Here is a 16,054-nt window from a genome sequence, read left to right as displayed (position 1 = left end):
GGTCCCCCGCCCGCATCCGGGCGGGGGACGGCCCGGCGGCAGGCCCTGCCGCCGCGACGATTTCAGGAGGAGGACCCACAATGACGACCAGAACCACCATGCGCGCCCTTGCCGGCGCTTCGGCACTTGCCCTTGCCGCGGCAGCCGCCGCGCAGGCGCAGGACGTGACCAAGCTCCGGATGCACGCGGCTTTCCCGACCCAGACCCCGGTGATCGGCGAAATCTCGCCCTGGATCGGGGAGCGGATCGAGGCGCTCTCGGGCGGCTCGCTCGAGGTCGACGTGTTCGAGCCGGGCGCGCTGGTCCCGGCGACGGATTACTTCGACGCGGTGTCGCAGGGCGCGGTGGACATGGCCTTCGGCACGCCGGGCTACGGCGCCGGGCTGGAGCCCGCGCTGCAGATCTTCACCGCCGTGCCCTTCGGCCCGGATGTCACCGAATACATGGCCTGGATGCGCGAGGGCGGCGGCCAGGAGCTGCATGACGAGCTGCTCGCCGGGCTGAAGCTGAAGGGCTTCGTCTGCACGCTGACCGCGCCCGAAACGGCCGGCTGGTTCACCCGCAAGATCGACACGGTCGACGACCTCAAGGGCCTGAAGCTGCGCTATTTCGGCCTCGGCGGCCGGGTGCTGGCCAAGCTCGGCGCCTCGATCCAGCTGGTGCCGGGCTCCGAGGTCTATGCCGCGCTGGAACGCGGCGTGATCGACGGCGGCGAGTATTCCAACCCCTCGATCGACGTTGCGGCGGGCTTCGACCAGGTGACGGATTACGCCTATTTCCCCGGCTGGCACCAGCAGGTCGCGATCGACACGCTGATCATCAATCTCGACACCTGGAACGCGATGTCCGAAACCCAGCAGGCGGCGATCGAGACCACCTGCGGCGAGGCCTCGCTGCGCACGCTGACCCAGGGCGCCGCCGCCCAGCCCGGCGCGATCCGGGCGATGCTCGACGACGGCAATGTCGAGATCGCCCGCTGGCCGGACGAGGTGCTGGGCGCGCTGCGTTCGGCCTGGGCCGAGGTGGCCGAGGAGGAAAGCGCGAAGAACGCCAATTTCGCCCGTGTGATGGAGTCCTACGATGCCTTCCGCGCCAGCTATGCGGATTGGCAGGATCTGGGCTACCTGAAGCCCGCGGCCGACTGATCCGGGGGATGCCATGACACTCTCGCCGCAACTGGCGTCCCGGCCGGAAGGGCCGGGCGCAACCCGCACGCACGCGCCGCGCCGGACCGGCGCCGCCGGGTCCCTGCTGGCCGTCAGCGACGGCATCGACAGCGTCCTGAACGCGATCGGCCGCGGGGCCAGCTATGCGCTTCTCGGCCTGATCGCGGTCGTCATGTGGGATGTCACGTCCCGCAGGCTCTTCGGCATGGGCTCGACCCGCCTGCAGGAGGCCGAATGGCACCTGCACACGGTGCTGATCATGTGCTTCCTCGGCGTGGCCTTCATCCACAACCGGCATGTGCGGATCGACCTCGTGTTCTCGCGGCTCGGGCCGCGCGGCAAGGCGGCGGTGGAGCTTCTGGGCATCCTGCTTCTGCTGCTGCCGTTCTGCGCGGTCACCGGCTATTACGCCTGGAATTTCGCGCATACCTCCTTCGTGCGCAACGAGGTGTCGCAATCGATCGACGGGCTGCCCTTCCGCTGGGCGATCAAGTCCTTCCTGCCCCTCGGCCTCGCGCTGCTGGCGCTGGCCGGGATCAGCCGCGGGCTGCGCGCGGCGGCGGCCCTGGCAGATCCGGCGGCGGCCGATCTCGAACGCATGGAAAGGGGCGGATTGTGAGCCATTTCGTCGAATACCTGCCGATCTTCATGTTCGGCACGATGGCGATCCTCTTGTTCTCGGGCTTTCCGGTGGCCTTCGTGCTGGGCGGCGTCGGCGTCGCCTTCGGCATGATCGGCATCGCCCTGGGGGAGCTGATCCCGATCCAGCTCTATACCATCACCCAGCGGATGTGGAGCGGGGCGGCCGAGAACCTGACCCTGACCACCGTGCCGCTCTTCGTCTTCATGGGGCTGGTGCTGGAGCAGAGCGGGGTCGCCCGCGACATGCTGGGCAGCCTCAACCGCGCGCTGCAGCGGGTGCCGGGCGGGCTCGCGCTGTCGGTCACGCTCCTCGGCATCATCCTCGCCGCGGCGACCGGCATCGTCGGCGCCTCGGTGGTGATGCTGAGCGTTCTGGCGCTGCCGGTGATGCTGGGCAAGAGCTATTCGGTGCCGCTGGCCACGGGGACGATCGCCGCCTCCGGAACCTTGGGCATCCTGATCCCGCCCTCGATCATGCTGGTGATCATCGCCGACCTCTTGTCGCGCTCGGTCGGGACGATGTTCATGGCGGCCTTCGGGCCGGGCATCCTGCTGGGCGGGCTCTACCTCGTCTACATCGTCGCGGTGAGCCTCCTGTCGCCGAAATCCGCGCCCCCGGCGGCGCGCGGCGGCGAGGGCACCGGCTGGGGGCAGCTTGCGGTCACGCTGGCAGTCGGGCTGGTGCCGGCCTTCCTGCTGATCTTCATCGTGCTCGGCTCGATCATCTTCGGCTGGGCGACGCCGACGGAATCCGCCGGGATCGGCGCGGCCGGAGCGCTGGCGCTGGCCTTCCTCGTCCGCCCGGCGATATACACAGGCCTCAGCTATACCCGCTTTGCCATCGAGGGCGCGGCTGCCAACACGTCGGGCGGCGGGCCCTTGCGGCGGTTCTCGGCCGAGAACCGCGGCTGGCGCCGGACGACGATGCAGGCGACGCGGGACTCGGCGCTGACCACCGGCATGATCTTCATGATCATCCTGGCGGCCACGGCCTTCGCGCTGACCTTCCGGCTGCTGGGCGGCGAGCATCTGGTCACCGATGCGGTCACCGCGATGGAGCTGACGCCCTGGCACCTGCTGGTCATGGTTCTGGCGCTGGTCTTCCTGCTGGGCTTCTTCTTCGACTGGATCGAGATCACGCTGATCGTCCTGCCGGTCTTCGCGCCGATCATCCTGTCGCTCGATTTCGGCGACCATGTGGCGAAGGCGGATCTGGCCTATTGGTTCGCGATCCTGCTGGCGATCAACCTGCAGACCTCGTTCATGACGCCGCCGATGGGGCCGTCGCTGTTCTATCTCAAGGCGGTGGCGCCGCCCGAGGTGAAGCTCGGCCAGGTCTACAAGGGCATCCTGCCCTTCGTCGGGCTGCAATTGCTGGCGCTGGCGCTGGTGATGGCCTTCCCGCAGATCGCGCTCTGGATCCCGCACACGGTCCAGAACTGACCGGAGGGGCGGCGCGCCATCGCGGGCCGCCCCGCTTTCAGCCGGGACGCAGCGCCTCCAAAGCAACGCCGCCCCGGTCCTTCAGCTCCTTCAGCACGATCTCCGAGCGCACCTGCGCGACCTGCGGATGCGGCAGCAGACGGCCATGGACGAATTCGGCGAAGGCCTCGAGATCGGCAGCATCGATCACCAGCACGTAATCGGCATCGCCCGAAACCGAGAAGGCCGCGCGGATCTCGGGCTGCACTGCGAGGAAGCGGGCGAAGCTCTCTTCCTTGTCCTGGCCGTGATCGCGCAGGTTCACCCGGATGATCGCCCGCAGGCCCAAGCCCAGCTTCTTCGCGTCGAGCCGCGCTGCATAGCCCGCGATGATCCCCGCCGCCTCCAGCGCCGCGCGCCGCCGCGAGCATTGCGAGGCCGATAGGTTCACCACCTCCGACAGCGCCGCATTGGTCATCGCCCCGTCGCGCTGCAATGCGTCGAGAATGGCGCGGTCATAGTCATCGATGCGCATCCCGTGCACCCTTTCGCGGTTTCATGCATCTCAGAGGTCATTTTTCCACCCGCAATGGTTGCAAATGCAACCCCCTTGCAGCGGTTTTCCGGCACTCTGGAGGAGTTCAGAGGAGGAACGCGCATGGGACCTTTCCCGCATGATGCCCCGAAGGCGGAGATTTCCGCCGAGAACCCGGCCGGCACGGACGGGTTCGAATTCGTCGAATTCGCCCATCCCGAGCCCCAAAAGCTCGACCGGACCTTCCGGCAGATGGGCTTCGTCCCGGTGGCGAAGCACCGCAGCAAGAACATCACGCTCTACCGGCAGGGCGACATCAACTACCTGCTGAATGCCGATCCCGACAGCCATGCCGCACGCTTCGCCGCCGAGCACGGTCCCTGCGCTCCGGCGATGGCCTGGCGCGTGGTCGATGCCGGGGTCGCGATGGAGCGCGCGCTGGCGACCGGCGGCACCGCCTATACCCGCCCCGGAAAGTCGATGGACCTGCCCGCGGTCTACGGCATCGGCGGCTCGCTTCTCTATTTCGTCGACACCTATGGCGAGGACGGCTCCTGCTATGCGGCGGAATTCGACTGGATCGGCGAGGAAGACCCGCGCCCCGAGGGCTTCGGCTTCTACTATCTCGACCACCTGACCCATAACGTGATCCGCGGGAACATGGACACCTGGTACCGCTTCTACCACGACACGTTCGGCTTCCGCGAAATCCGCTTCTTCGACATCAAGGGCCAGCAGACCGGGCTGGTCAGCCGGGCGCTGACCTCGCCCGACGGCAAGATCCGCATCCCGATCAACGAGTCGACTGACGACCGCAGCCAGATCGAGGAATACCTGCGGCGCTACAAGGGCGAGGGCATCCAGCATATCGCCATCGGCTCCGAGGACATCTATGCCGGGACCGACGCGATCGCCGCGGCGGGGATGAAATTCATGCCGGGCCCGCCCGACACCTATTACGAGATGTCCCGCGACCGCGTTTCCGGCCATGAGGAACCGGTCGGGCGGATGAAGCAGCACGGCATCCTGATCGACGGCGAGGGCGTGGTCGGCGGCGGCGAGACCCGCATCCTGCTGCAGATCTTCTCGCGCACGGTGATCGGCCCGATCTTCTTCGAGTTCATCCAGCGCAAGGGCGATGACGGGTTCGGCGAGGGCAATTTCCGCGCGCTCTTCGAGTCGATCGAGGCGGACCAGATCCGCCGCGGCGTGCTGGCGGCGGAACCGGCCGAGTGATCCCGGCTCAGCTGCCGGCCGGTTCCGCCAGCGGCGGTCCGGTCTCGCCGGGGGGCACCGGCAGGCACTCCATCGCCGCCATAAGCGCGTCGAGCCCCTGCATCAGCGCGGCCCGGTCCTCGGGTGCCAGGCGATCAAGGAGGCCCGCAGCGGTGTCCTCGACCTCGGGGAAGGCCGCGTCGAACAGCGCGCGTCCCGCCTCGGTCAGCCGGAACTCGCGCAGCCGCCGGTCGGCGGGCAGCACCCGGCGGGTGATCAGCCCGCGATCCTCCAGCCGCTGCCCGGCCCGCGACACCTGCACCTTGTCGAGCGTGGTGCGCCGCCCCAGCTCGGCCGAATTCACCGCCCCGCCGCGCAGCAGGAACAGCATCCGCCATTCCTCGCGGCTCAGCCCGAACTCCCGCCCGTAGACGGTGGCCAGCCGTCGCGAGAAACTCTCCGCCGCAATGGCGAGGCGGTAGGGGAAGAAGCTTTCGATCTGCATGGGCGTGCCTTCCGTGTCCGCCACGTTTGCAGCGGACCGGGCAGGGGCTTGTCAAGCCTCTGCGCTCTGCGGCACCCGGTCGGGATGGGCAGCGGCGAAGGCCGGGATCGCGTCGAGATGCGCGCCGATCCGCGACAGCCGGGGCAGGGCGGCCAGGTCCACGCCCCAGCGCCGCGCGTTGTAGAGCTGCGGCACCAGGCAGAGATCGGCCAGCGTGATCCGTCCGGCGGCGCAGAAATCGCCGTCATCGACCATCGTCTCGAGCGCCGCCAGCCCCGGCGCGATGACGTCGCGCATCCAGCTTTCCATGGTGATGCCGCCGCCCGATTGCGCGACCGCATGGCGGGCGACGCGCAGGTTGCAGACCGGGTGGATCTCCATTGCCACGGCTTGGGCCAGCGCCCGCACCCGGGCGCGCATCGCGGCATCGCCCGGGACCAGTCCCAGCCCGCGGGTCTCGTCGAGATATTCGACGATGGCCAGCGACTGGGTCAGCGCGAGCCCGTCGATCTCCAGCACCGGCACCAAACCTTGCGGGTTCCGCGCCAGATGGTCCGGCGCGCGCTGCGCCCCGGCCACCAGATCGACCGGCAGGCTCTGCCATGCGAGCCCCGCCAGTCCCAGCGCGATGCGCACCCGGTAGCTTGCCGAGCTGCGCCAGTAGTCATGCAGACGGATCATCCTTGTCCTCCGTGCCGTCGAGAAGCTTCTGCAACCCCTGCTCCAGCCCGTCGAAGGCGGCGCCCAGACGCGCCTCCAGCTCGGCCTGGAATCCCAGCGCCACCGGCAGGATCTCGGCCATCAGCGCGCGGCCTTCCTCGGTCAGCGAGAGCTGCACCAGCCGCCGGTCCGCCGGGTCCACCGCCTTGGCGATGTAGCCTGCCGCCTCCAGCCGCGTGGCCGCCCGGCTGACCTTGGATTTCTCCAGTGCCACCCGCGCCTCGATGTCCCGCACCGAGACATTCCCGGAATGCTCCAGATGCGCCAGCACCCGCCATTCCGCCACCGAAATGCCGAATCTGCTGCGGTAGAGCCGGGCAAGCCCCTCCGAGGCGCGCTCGGCCGCGACCGACAGCCGGTAGGGCGTGAACCGGTCCAGATCGAATGGCGGCTGCGCAGGATCGTGCTGATCTTCCATGGAAAACTCCTGTCCGTCTGCGGCAGTTTCGCCCGCGTCCCGGGGGGCTGCAAGGGTCAATTCATTGCATATGCAACGTCTAGCTTGACATCATTGCATTTGCAATGAATAACGGAGGCAGAGACCGGGACGGGAGACCCGGACGACACGGAGGATTTCACATGACGCGCCACAGCCTTCCCGAGGGAATGATCCGCGCCGCCGGGGCGACCGGCACGCATGAGGGCTACATGCCGGGCTTCGGCAACGACTTCGAAACCGAAGCGCTGCCCGAGGCGCTGCCGCAGGGCCGCAACAGCCCGCAGAAATGCGCCTATGGCCTCTATGCCGAGCAGCTTTCCGGCACCGCCTTCACCGCGCCGCGCGGCCAGAACGAGCGGACCTGGTGCTACCGCATCCGGCCCAGCGTCAAACATGCCGGACGGTTCCAGAAGATCGCCGTGCCCTATTGGAAGACCGCGCCCTACGTGACCACCGCGAAGGACAGCGCGGCGGCGAACGACATCGTCTCGCTCGGCCAGTACCGCTGGGATCCGGTGCCGCACAGCGATGCGCCGCTGACCTGGATCACCGGCATGCGCACCATGACCACCGCAGGCGACGTCAACACCCAGGTCGGCATGGCGACCCATGTCTATCTGGTCAACGAGTCGATGGTCGACGAGTATTTCTACTCCGCCGACAGCGAGCTGCTGGTGGTGCCGCAGGAGGGCAGGCTGCGCTTCTGCACGGAACTCGGGGTGATCGACCTGGAACCGAAGGAAATCGCCATCCTGCCGCGCGGCCTCGTCTACCGGGTCGAGGTGCTGGAGGGGCCCTGCCGCGGCTTCGTCTGCGAGAATTACGGCCAGAAGTTCGACCTGCCGAACCGCGGGCCGATCGGCGCCAACTGCATGGCCAATCCGCGCGATTTCAAGTCGCCGGTCGCCGCCTTCGAGGACCGCGAGGCGAAGTCCCGCGTCGTCATCAAATGGTGCGGCGAGTTCCACGAGACCTGGATCGGCCATTCGCCCTTGGACGTGGTCGCCTGGCACGGCAATTACTGCGCCTACAAATACGACCTGCGGACCTATTCCCCGGTCGGCGCGGTGCTGTTCGACCATCCCGACCCGTCGATCTTCACCGTGCTGACCGCGCCTTCGGGGCAGGAGGGCACCGCCAACATCGACTTCGTGCTGTTCCGCGAGCGCTGGATGGTGGCCGAGAACACCTTCCGCCCGCCGTGGTACCACAAGAACATCATGTCGGAGCTGATGGGCAACATCTGCGGCATCTATGACGCCAAGCCGCAGGGCTTCGTGCCGGGGGGCATCAGCCTCCACAACATGATGCTGCCGCACGGGCCGGACCGCAACGCCTTCGAAGGCGCCTCGACCGAGCCGATGGAGCCGGTCTTCCAGGACAACACCATGTCCTTCATGTTCGAGACGCGCTTCCCGCAGCACCTGACCGACTTCGCCGCCCACGAGGCGCCGATGCAGGACGATTACATCGACTGCTGGACCAGCCTCGAGAAGAAGTTCGACGGCACGCCCGGCGAAAAGTGACGCCGCCCCTCCGGGGCGGGACGTGACGCCCGCCGCCCCGGCGGCAGAGAGGTCCTTGCCGCCGGTGGTCCCGTCCGGCGGCAGGCAGCAGCGGCGGGGTGCCTTTCCACGTTGGCGACGCTGGACGGCCGGCGCGTGGCGATGGCCGACATGCTGGCCGATGTCGACACCGCCGCCGACCTCAGGGCGGCGCGCCACCTTGGCAGCGGCGGCCCCGCCCGCTAGAACCGGCCCGAGCATCTCCGCGAGGACCCCCATGACCTTCCGCCACAAGCACCTCCTCGGCATCGAGCCGCTTCATCCCGAAGAAATCCGCACGGTCCTCGACCTGGCCGACAGCTATGCCGAGATGAACCGCCGCGAGCACAAGCATGGCGACGCGCTGGCGGGCATGACCCAGGTCAACATGTTCTTCGAGAACTCCACCCGCACCCAGTCGAGCTTCGAGCTGGCGGGCAAGCGGCTGGGCGCCGACGTGATGTCGATGTCGATGCAGACCTCCTCGGTGAAGAAAGGCGAGACGCTGATCGACACCGCCGTGACGCTGAACGCGATGCATCCCGACCTGCTGGTGGTGCGCCATCCGCATTCCGGCGCGGTCGACCTCCTGTCCGAGAAGGTCAACTGCGCGGTGCTGAACGCCGGCGACGGGCGGCACGAGCATCCGACCCAGGCGCTTCTGGACGCGCTGACCATCCGCCGCTCCAAGGGGCGGCTGCACCGGCTGAACATCGCGATCTGCGGCGACATCGCCCATAGCCGCGTGGCGCGCTCGAACATCCTGCTCTTGCACAAGATGGAGAACCGCGTCCGCCTCGTCGGTCCGCCCACCCTGCTGCCCGCAGGCGTCAAGGACTGGGGCGTCGAGGTCTATCACGACATGCGCGAGGGGCTCGCGGATTGCGACGTGGTGATGATGCTGCGCCTCCAGCGCGAGCGCATGGATGGCGGCTTCATCCCGTCCGAGCGCGAGTATTTCCACCGCTTCGGCCTCGATGCCGAGAAGCTGAGCTATGCCAAGGACGACGCCATCGTCATGCATCCCGGCCCGATGAACCGCGGCGTCGAGATCGACGGGCTGATCGCCGACGACCTGACCCGCTCGGTGATCCGCGAGCAGGTGGAGATGGGCGTCGCCGTCCGCATGGCCGCGATGGACCTTCTGGCGCGCAACCTGCGGGCCGAACGCGCCGCCGCGCCGGTCATGGCATGAACGATCCCAAGGACCCGCGGATGAGCGGGATGATCGCGCTGGCCGCGCTTGTCGTGATGGCGGCGCTGACCGTCCTGGTGGTGGTGATTGCCTGAAGTCACGCCGCATCCGCTGCCGGGACAGCGGCCGCTCGCCGGCATGGGCTGGATGGTCCTCTCGGGCCTCGCCTTCGTCTGCTTCATCGCCGCGATGAAATCGGTGGGCGATGCCGTCCCGGTGGCCGAGGGCGCCTTCCTGCGCTTCGCCTTCGGGCTGGTCTTCCTGCTGCCGCTGGCCGGGCGCATCCGCGCGCACTGGCCGAAGGGCCGCGACCTGCGGCTGTTTGCCGGGCGCGGGCTGGTGCATGCGGTGGCGATCTGCTCCTGGTTCTTCGCCATCGCGCAGATCCCGATCGCCGAGGTCACCGCGATCAACTATCTCTCGCCGGTTTGCGTCACCGTCGGCGCCGCGCTGTTTCTCGGCGAAAAGCTCGCCCTGCGCCGGATCGCCGCCGTGGCGGTCGCGCTGATCGGCGCGCTGATCCTGCTGCGCCCGGGCTTCCGCACGCTGGAACCGGGGCATTTCGCGATGATCCTCGCCGCGGTCAGCCTCGGCAGCTCCTACGTGATCGGCAAGACCCTGGCGGGCCGCTTCCCGCCGACCGTGATCGTCGCCTGGCTGAGCCTGTCGGTGACGCCGATCCTGGCGCCGCTGGCGATCGCGCATTGGGTCACGCCGCCCTGGCCGGTGCTGGCCATACTGGCCCTCGCCGCGGTCTTCGCCAATCTCGGCCATTACCTGATGACCCTGGCCTTCCGCGCCGCGCCGGTCGCCGTCACCCAGCCGGTGACCTTCCTGCAGCTCGTCTGGTCGGTGCTGCTCGGATACCTGGTCTTCGGCGAAGCGGCCGATCCCTTCGTCATCCTCGGCGGCGGCGTGATCGTTTCGGCCGTGTCCTTCATCGCCTGGCGCGAACATGCCGCCAAACGGCCCGCCTGAGCGGGCGGATTTGATCGGCATCAAGGCGCGCCCGGCCTGTCTCTGCGTAAGCTGCGGGGGTCACCTGTAGATGAGGACACCGACGATGACCCACGTTGCCCACGCCCTGGCCGAGGAGTTCCCCGCGCAAGTCGAGACCCTCCGCCATCTGCGCCAGACCGACGCCCGCGTCGCCCGGCTGGCCGATGAGTACACCGAGATCAACGATATCCTGCACCGGGTGGAGACCAATCTCCAGCCGATGTGCGATATCGAAGCCCTGCGGCTGCGCCGCACCCGCGTCGCCCTGAAGGACCAGCTTGCAAAGCTGCTGTCCCGGGCGGAGCCCGCGGCCGTCTGACGGCCCGGGCCGGAGCGCACCGCACGCGGCGGGGAGACACGCGGGCGGTGCGCCAGGGCTGATTGCCGGACAAGGCCGGGAGGGGGCAGATCCCCCCTCCCGCGCCCTCCCCCGCCGCGGGCGGCGGAGCACCGGAGCGGGGGCAAGAGACAAGGGAGGAAAATCCGATGAAGCGCATCATCCTGGGCCTGACCACGGCGCTCCTGCCGGTTTCGGCGATGGCCGTGGACTGCGGAGGGCTGACCGCTGACGCACCGGGGCCCGAGGGCGTGCGCCTGACCGCCGCCGAGCCGATCGCTCCCGGCGAGGAAAGCCCGGTCGCCATCTGCCGGGTCCGCGGCACCATGGCGGAGCGTACCGGCACCGACGGCCATGCCTATGCCCTGAATTTCGAGCTGTCGCTGCCCGAGGACTGGAACGGCAACTATGTCCACCAGTTCAACGGCGGCAATGACGGGGCGGTGAAGCCTGCCACCGGCGCGCTGAAATCCGGCACCGGCGAGACCAGCCCGCTGGCCCGTGGCTACGCGGTGGTCTCCTCGGATGCCGGCCATAATGGCGATGCCTTCCCCGAGGCCGGCCTGGCCGGAGGCGCAGCCTTCGGCGCCGATTTCGGGGCGCGGCGGATGTACGGCTACGGGGCCGTCGCGCTGCTCGATCCGGTGGCGCGGCAGGCGGTCGAGGCCTTCTACGGGCGCGCGATCGACCAGGCCTACGGCATCGGCTGCTCGAATGGCGGGCGGCATGCGATGGTGGCAGCGGCGCGGATGCGAGGCACTCGGCGGCTGAGCGGGGCCGGACTCTGCCGCCGCTCCGCCAAACATCCGGCGCGGCGCTGTCCGGCCCGCGCGGACCGGCAGAGCCTGGGCAGGGCGGCAGGCGCTTTCCCGCCGAGAATCCCTTGCCCTGCTGGTCCGGCTGACACCGATGTCATTTCCCTTTGCCCGGATATGAATTAGAGTCGCCGGCAAATTCCGAGCGGCAGAAGCCGCCTTGTGGACACAGGCAGATCAATGGATCACGACTTTTCGCTACTGGCGCTCTTCTGGCGCGCCTCTCCGACCGTGCAGCTGGTCATGCTGCTCCTGCTGGCGGCTTCGGTCTGGGCCTGGACGGTGTTCTTCCAGAAGATCGCCGCCTTCCGGCTGGCCCGCCGCCGCCTGTCGGCCTTCGAGGACCGGTTCTGGTCGGGCGACCCGCTGGACGAGCTCTATGACCGGATCTCCGACAATCCCGGCTCGGCGCCCGAGCGGATCTTCGTCGCGGGCTTCGCCGAATGGCAGCGCTCGATCCGCAAGGACGGCCGCATCGCGCCGGGGGTTTCCTCGCGCATCGACCGGTCTATGGATGTCGCGATCGGCCGCGAGGCCGACGGTCTGTCGCGCGGGCTGGCCTTCCTCGCCACGGTCGGCTCGACCGCGCCCTTCGTCGGGCTCTTCGGCACGGTCTGGGGCATCAAGGAAAGCTTCCAGAACATCGCCGCCGAGGGCAATACGAGCCTCGCCATCGTCGCGCCCGGCATCGCCGAGGCGCTGCTGGCCACCGGCATGGGGCTGCTGGCGGCCATCCCGGCGGTGATCTTCTACAACAAGCTCTCCACCGACAGCGCGCGGATCATCGCGGGCTGGGAAGCCTTCTCCGACGAGTTCTCGACGCTGCTGAGCCGGGAGGTCGCGGGCGGATGACCCCGATGCGCAATTCCGGCGGCGGCGCGCGGGGCAACCGGCGCCGCCGGTCGCATTCGCGTGACCTGCCGATGTCGGAGATCAACGTCACGCCCTTCGTCGACGTGATGCTGGTCCTGCTGGTCGTCTTCATGGTGGCCGCGCCGCTTCTGACGGTCGGCGTGCCGGTCGAGCTGCCCGAGACGGCGGCGGAATCGCTGCCGATGCCCGAGGAGGAGCCGCTGACCATCACTATCCGGACCGATGGCGGCCTGTCGATCCAGAACACCGAGATCGCGCGCGACCAGCTGATCCCGCGGCTCTCGGCGATTGCCGAGGAGCGCAGCGACCGGCAGCTGTTCCTGCGGGCCGACCAGGGGATTTCCTACGGCCAGGTCATGCAGGTGATGGGCGCGCTCAATGCGGCCGGGTTCAACCGGATCGGCCTCGTCACCGAAGATGGCGGCCCGACCCTCGGGGGAGAGTAGCGCCGGTGCGCCTGATCCCCCGCCTGTCCTTCCTGAAGAAGCCGGTCGGCAAGTCGCTGGCGCTGCATGCCGTGCTGATCCTGCTGGCGATTTTCGGCCTGCCGCATTTCGGCCGCCCGCCGCAGACGCCTGCCGCGGTGCAGGTGACGCTGCTGAGCCCCTCGGAGCTGCCCGAGACGCCCGCGGCGGCGCCGCCGCCCGCAAGGTCCCCCACCTGCGTGAAGCTGACGGCCTTCTCCTCAAGGTCCCCGGCAGATGCAAATGCCTTGTTCATCTCTTGTCCTCTCTCCATGACGCGAAGCCGACGGGCAGTCCTGCCTTTTGTTCGCTAATTCCTAATTTATACGTCAGTATCTAATCTTTGCAACCCGCCGGCAGAGAATTGGCGCAGAACCTTCCGAAACGTTGCGGATTGCGCGCCGGATGACCGGACAGGCGCTTCCAACTTGCGCGCGGCCGCTCTAGTCTCGGACGCAATTGCAGGAAAACAGGCCGCCCATGACCACTTTGCGAGATCTCGCCCGCCACCTGGAGCTGTCGGTGACCCAGGTCAGCCGGGCGCTGAACGGCCATGACGATGTCAGCGAAGCCACGCGGCTGCGAGTCGAGGAGGCCGCCCGCCAGCTGAACTACTTCCCGAACCGCGCCGCCCGGCGCCTGGTCTCGGGCCGCTCGGGCGTGGTCGGCTTCGTCGAGCAGAGCTTCGCCGGGATCGAGCGCGAAGAGATCCTCTTCGCCACGGTCACCGGCCTGTCGGAAGAGTTCTCCAGCCGCGGCATGCAATTCGTCCTGCATCTTGCCCCGAAAGCCAGCGGCCCGGAACGCCCAGATATCGTGAAGACTTACGACCAGCTTGTCCGCGGAGGGTCGCTGGACGGCTTCGTCGTCACCGGGCCGCGCCCCGGAGATGTGCGGATCCGCCACCTGATGGAGAACGCCATCCCCTTCGTGGTCCATGGCCGCACCGAAGAGGCCGCGCCGCATCCGTTCTTCGATATCGACAATCACGGGCTGGTCCTGCACCTGACCCGCCACCTGGGAGCGCTCGGCCATCGCAGGATCGGGATGGTCTCGGGGCCGCAGGATTTCTCCTATGTCGGCGCGCGGCAGCGCGGCTTCGAGGAGGGACTGGCAGAATTCGGCGCCGCGGCGGCCCCCGAGCAGCTGCGCAACGGGCCAATGACCGAAGATTTCGGCATGATCGCAGCGGTCCAGATGTTCTCCGGCCCGCAGCCGCGGCCAACCGCCGTGATCTGCGGCAATCTCCGCATCGCCAAGGGGGTCTACAGGGCGCTGTCCGCGCTGTCGCTGCGCATCCCCGAAGACGTTTCGGTGGCGGCCCATGACGATGTCGTGGCCCATGAGCGGCCGGAACTTTTTTTCCCCGCCCTCACCGTGACCCGTGCATCTCTGTCGGAAAGCTGGGGACCGCTCGCCGATATCCTGAAGGAGGCGATCGAAGGCAAGGACCTGAAAGACCTTCAGAAAATCTCGCCCTTCAGCTTCCTCGAAGGACGCTCCACCGGACCTGCCAGAGCCTGAAGCGGAGGCAACTTCCGGTTGTGCCGGGCGAATTGACAGCCCGCCCGTGATTCGCGTATCAAGTTTTCCGAAACGTTTCGGATGCCGGGAGGAGGGTCCGGACGTGGCCGTGCCGCCCGCTGCGGCGCGGCCCCAAACCACACGGGAGGAAACCGATGGGACGGATTTCGGCAGGACGGCTGGACGGCAGGGCCTTCGGCGCGGCGATGGCGCTGGCGGTCACGGCCTGGCCCGCGGCCGCGGTGGAGATCAGCTATGCCTCGGGCGTGGTCGGCACGGCGATGGAGAGCTTCCGCGAGAAGGTGCGCGTCTGGGAGGAGGCGACCGGCAACGCGGTGAACTTCGTGCCGATGCCCGCCTCCACCTCGGACCAGTTCGGCCAGTACCGGCTGTGGCTGGCGGCAGGCAACGCCGATATCGACCTCTACCAGACCGACATCATCTGGGCGGCGCAGCTCGCCGACCAGTTCGTCGACCTCTCGGAACCGGCCGCAGAGATCGCCGCCGCGAGCTTCCCGGCGATCATCGAGTCGCAGACCGTGGACGGCCGGCTGGTTGCGCTGCCGCTCTATACCGACGCGCCCGCGCTCTACTACCGCGCCGACCTGCTGGAAAAGTACGGCGCCGGCGTGCCGCAGACCTGGGAGGAGCTGACCGGGACCGCCGCGCGCATCCAGGAGGCAGAGCGCGCCGCCGGGAACGGCGATTTCTGGGGCTTCGTCTGGCAGGGCAACGCCTATGAAGGGCTGAGCTGCAACGCGCTGGAATGGATCGCCTCCTCCGGCGGCGGCCATGTGGTGGAGCCGGACGGCACCGTCTCGGTCAACAATCCCGCCGCCGTCGAGGCGCTGGAGCGGGCGGCAGCCTGGGTCGGCACCATTTCGCCGCCGGGCGTGCTGGCCTACCAGGAAGAGGAGGCGCGCGGCGTCTGGCAGACCGGCAACGCGCTATTCATGCGCAACTGGCCCTATGCCTATGCGCTCGGCAACGGCCCGGACAGCCCGATCAAGGACCTTTTCGGCGTCGCGCCGCTGCCCGCGGGCGGCAGCGATGACGGCGGCCCGGCGGCGACCCTCGGCGGCTGGAACGTCGCGGTGTCGAAATATTCCCGCCACCAGGAAGCGGCGATCTCGCTGGCGCTCTATCTGGCGGGCCCCGAGGCGCAGAAGGCCGGGGCGCTCGGCGAGGCGCATCTGCCGACGCTGGCCGCACTCTACGACGATCCCGAAATCGCCGCCGCCCAGCCGATCGTCCCGCGCTGGAAGGAGATCTTCCAGCAGGCCGTGCCGCGCCCTTCCGCCCCGACCAAGGGCGCCTATAACGAGGTCTCCGCCAAGTTCTGGAGCGCCGTGCACGAAACCCTCTCGGGCCAGGGCAGCGCCGCGGAGAACTTGGAGCTGCTGGAGCTCGACCTCGGCGACCTGAAGGGCCGCGGCTGGTAGCCCGGACGCCCCGGACGCCCCCGTTCCCGATCCGAAGTCCTGCGGGCCGTCCGGCCCGTGCCCCCGCATCGCGGCAGGCGCCCCCGCCTTGCCCGCTGCCCGAAGCCGGAAGTCGCGCGCCGCGGAGCCCATGCCGAAGGCTGGGCCGGATCGCGGGCTCGCCGCCTTCGAGCGGGACCGATCCCGGAACGCGAAGGGCCCCGGCCGGACAGCCGGG

General features: G+C 68.6%; 18 protein-coding genes. 14 read left to right on the top strand and 4 right to left on the bottom strand.

Features of this window, described 5'->3' with window-relative positions:
• Positions 1 to 80 precede the first annotated feature (80 nt).
• From C7T91_RS18850 to C7T91_RS18840, 3 genes are read left to right on the top strand one after another with little or no spacing between them, the layout of a single operon-like run.
• Positions 81 to 1,145, top strand: coding sequence for a TRAP transporter substrate-binding protein (locus C7T91_RS18850; RefSeq protein ID WP_108260570.1), 1,065 nt, complete (start codon positions 81 to 83; stop codon positions 1,143 to 1,145).
• Between the two features lie 13 nt (positions 1,146 to 1,158).
• Positions 1,159 to 1,785, top strand: coding sequence for a TRAP transporter small permease subunit (locus C7T91_RS18845; RefSeq protein WP_108260569.1), 627 nt, complete (start codon positions 1,159 to 1,161; stop codon positions 1,783 to 1,785).
• A complete protein-coding gene (locus C7T91_RS18840) occupies positions 1,782 to 3,251 on the top strand; it encodes a TRAP transporter large permease (protein WP_108260568.1) in 1,470 nt (489 codons plus the stop codon). The genes C7T91_RS18845 and C7T91_RS18840 overlap by 4 nt, the downstream gene beginning before the upstream one ends.
• 37 nt (positions 3,252 to 3,288) lie before the next feature.
• Here the strand turns inward: C7T91_RS18840 and C7T91_RS18835 are convergent, their stop codons facing one another.
• Positions 3,289 to 3,765: an Lrp/AsnC family transcriptional regulator gene (locus tag C7T91_RS18835; protein ID WP_108260567.1), complete on the bottom strand. Its 477-nt coding sequence runs from the start codon at positions 3,763 to 3,765 to the stop codon at positions 3,289 to 3,291.
• 123 nt (positions 3,766 to 3,888) lie between these two features.
• Between C7T91_RS18835 and hppD the strand changes: the two genes are divergently transcribed.
• A complete protein-coding gene (gene hppD / locus C7T91_RS18830; RefSeq protein WP_108260566.1) occupies positions 3,889 to 5,001 on the top strand; it encodes a 4-hydroxyphenylpyruvate dioxygenase in 1,113 nt (370 codons plus the stop codon).
• Between the two features lie 7 nt (positions 5,002 to 5,008).
• Here hppD and C7T91_RS18825 read toward each other — a convergent pair whose 3' ends face one another.
• The 3 genes from C7T91_RS18825 to C7T91_RS18815 are packed head-to-tail and all read right to left on the bottom strand — an operon-like array spanning position 5,009 to position 6,623.
• On the bottom strand, positions 5,009 to 5,485 hold the full coding sequence (locus C7T91_RS18825; RefSeq protein ID WP_108260565.1) for a MarR family winged helix-turn-helix transcriptional regulator: 477 nt from the start codon (positions 5,483 to 5,485) through the stop codon (positions 5,009 to 5,011).
• Between the two features lie 51 nt (positions 5,486 to 5,536).
• Positions 5,537 to 6,166, bottom strand: a complete 630-nt coding sequence (maiA, locus tag C7T91_RS18820; protein WP_108260564.1) for a maleylacetoacetate isomerase — start codon at positions 6,164 to 6,166, stop codon at positions 5,537 to 5,539.
• Positions 6,150 to 6,623, bottom strand: coding sequence for a MarR family winged helix-turn-helix transcriptional regulator (locus C7T91_RS18815; protein ID WP_108260563.1), 474 nt, complete (start codon positions 6,621 to 6,623; stop codon positions 6,150 to 6,152). Before C7T91_RS18815 ends, maiA begins: the two co-directional genes overlap by 17 nt.
• A gap of 161 nt (positions 6,624 to 6,784) precedes the next feature.
• Here C7T91_RS18815 and hmgA point away from each other — a divergent pair, with 161 nt between their 5' ends.
• The 10 genes from hmgA to C7T91_RS18765 all read left to right on the top strand — a co-directional run bounded on the left by hmgA (position 6,785) and on the right by C7T91_RS18765 (position 15,837).
• Positions 6,785 to 8,170 carry a homogentisate 1,2-dioxygenase gene (hmgA, locus tag C7T91_RS18810; protein ID WP_108260562.1) on the top strand — a complete coding sequence of 462 codons (1,386 nt, stop codon included), beginning with the start codon at positions 6,785 to 6,787 and terminating at the stop codon, positions 8,168 to 8,170.
• 256 nt (positions 8,171 to 8,426) lie between these two features.
• Positions 8,427 to 9,383, top strand: a complete 957-nt coding sequence (locus tag C7T91_RS18805; RefSeq protein ID WP_108260561.1) for an aspartate carbamoyltransferase catalytic subunit — start codon at positions 8,427 to 8,429, stop codon at positions 9,381 to 9,383.
• A 138-nt stretch (positions 9,384 to 9,521) separates the two neighbouring features.
• A complete protein-coding gene (locus tag C7T91_RS18800; RefSeq protein WP_407943317.1) occupies positions 9,522 to 10,361 on the top strand; it encodes a DMT family transporter in 840 nt (279 codons plus the stop codon).
• Between the two features lie 85 nt (positions 10,362 to 10,446).
• Positions 10,447 to 10,701: a YdcH family protein gene (locus tag C7T91_RS18795; protein WP_108260560.1), complete on the top strand. Its 255-nt coding sequence runs from the start codon at positions 10,447 to 10,449 to the stop codon at positions 10,699 to 10,701.
• A gap of 167 nt (positions 10,702 to 10,868) precedes the next feature.
• Positions 10,869 to 11,660 carry a tannase/feruloyl esterase family alpha/beta hydrolase gene (locus tag C7T91_RS18790; protein ID WP_108260559.1) on the top strand — a complete coding sequence of 264 codons (792 nt, stop codon included), beginning with the start codon at positions 10,869 to 10,871 and terminating at the stop codon, positions 11,658 to 11,660.
• Between the two features lie 54 nt (positions 11,661 to 11,714).
• Entirely contained in the window at positions 11,715 to 12,386 is a 672-nt protein-coding gene (gene tolQ, locus C7T91_RS18785; protein WP_108260558.1) for a protein TolQ, read from the top strand.
• Entirely contained in the window at positions 12,383 to 12,853 is a 471-nt protein-coding gene (tolR, locus tag C7T91_RS18780; RefSeq protein ID WP_236638324.1) for a protein TolR, read from the top strand. The genes tolQ and tolR overlap by 4 nt, the downstream gene beginning before the upstream one ends.
• Before the next feature lie 5 nt (positions 12,854 to 12,858).
• Positions 12,859 to 13,185: a hypothetical protein gene (locus C7T91_RS18775; RefSeq protein WP_108260557.1), complete on the top strand. Its 327-nt coding sequence runs from the start codon at positions 12,859 to 12,861 to the stop codon at positions 13,183 to 13,185.
• A 166-nt stretch (positions 13,186 to 13,351) separates the two neighbouring features.
• Entirely contained in the window at positions 13,352 to 14,395 is a 1,044-nt protein-coding gene (locus C7T91_RS18770; RefSeq protein WP_108260556.1) for a substrate-binding domain-containing protein, read from the top strand.
• 155 nt (positions 14,396 to 14,550) lie between these two features.
• Positions 14,551 to 15,837: an ABC transporter substrate-binding protein gene (locus C7T91_RS18765; RefSeq protein WP_201742142.1), complete on the top strand. Its 1,287-nt coding sequence runs from the start codon at positions 14,551 to 14,553 to the stop codon at positions 15,835 to 15,837.
• Positions 15,838 to 16,054: the final 217 nt, after the last annotated feature.

Origin of the sequence: Mangrovicoccus ximenensis, assembly GCF_003056725.1 — a bacterium.
GTDB lineage: Bacteria > Pseudomonadota > Alphaproteobacteria > Rhodobacterales > Rhodobacteraceae > Mangrovicoccus > Mangrovicoccus ximenensis.
This window is presented reverse-complemented; position numbering and strand designations above follow the sequence as displayed.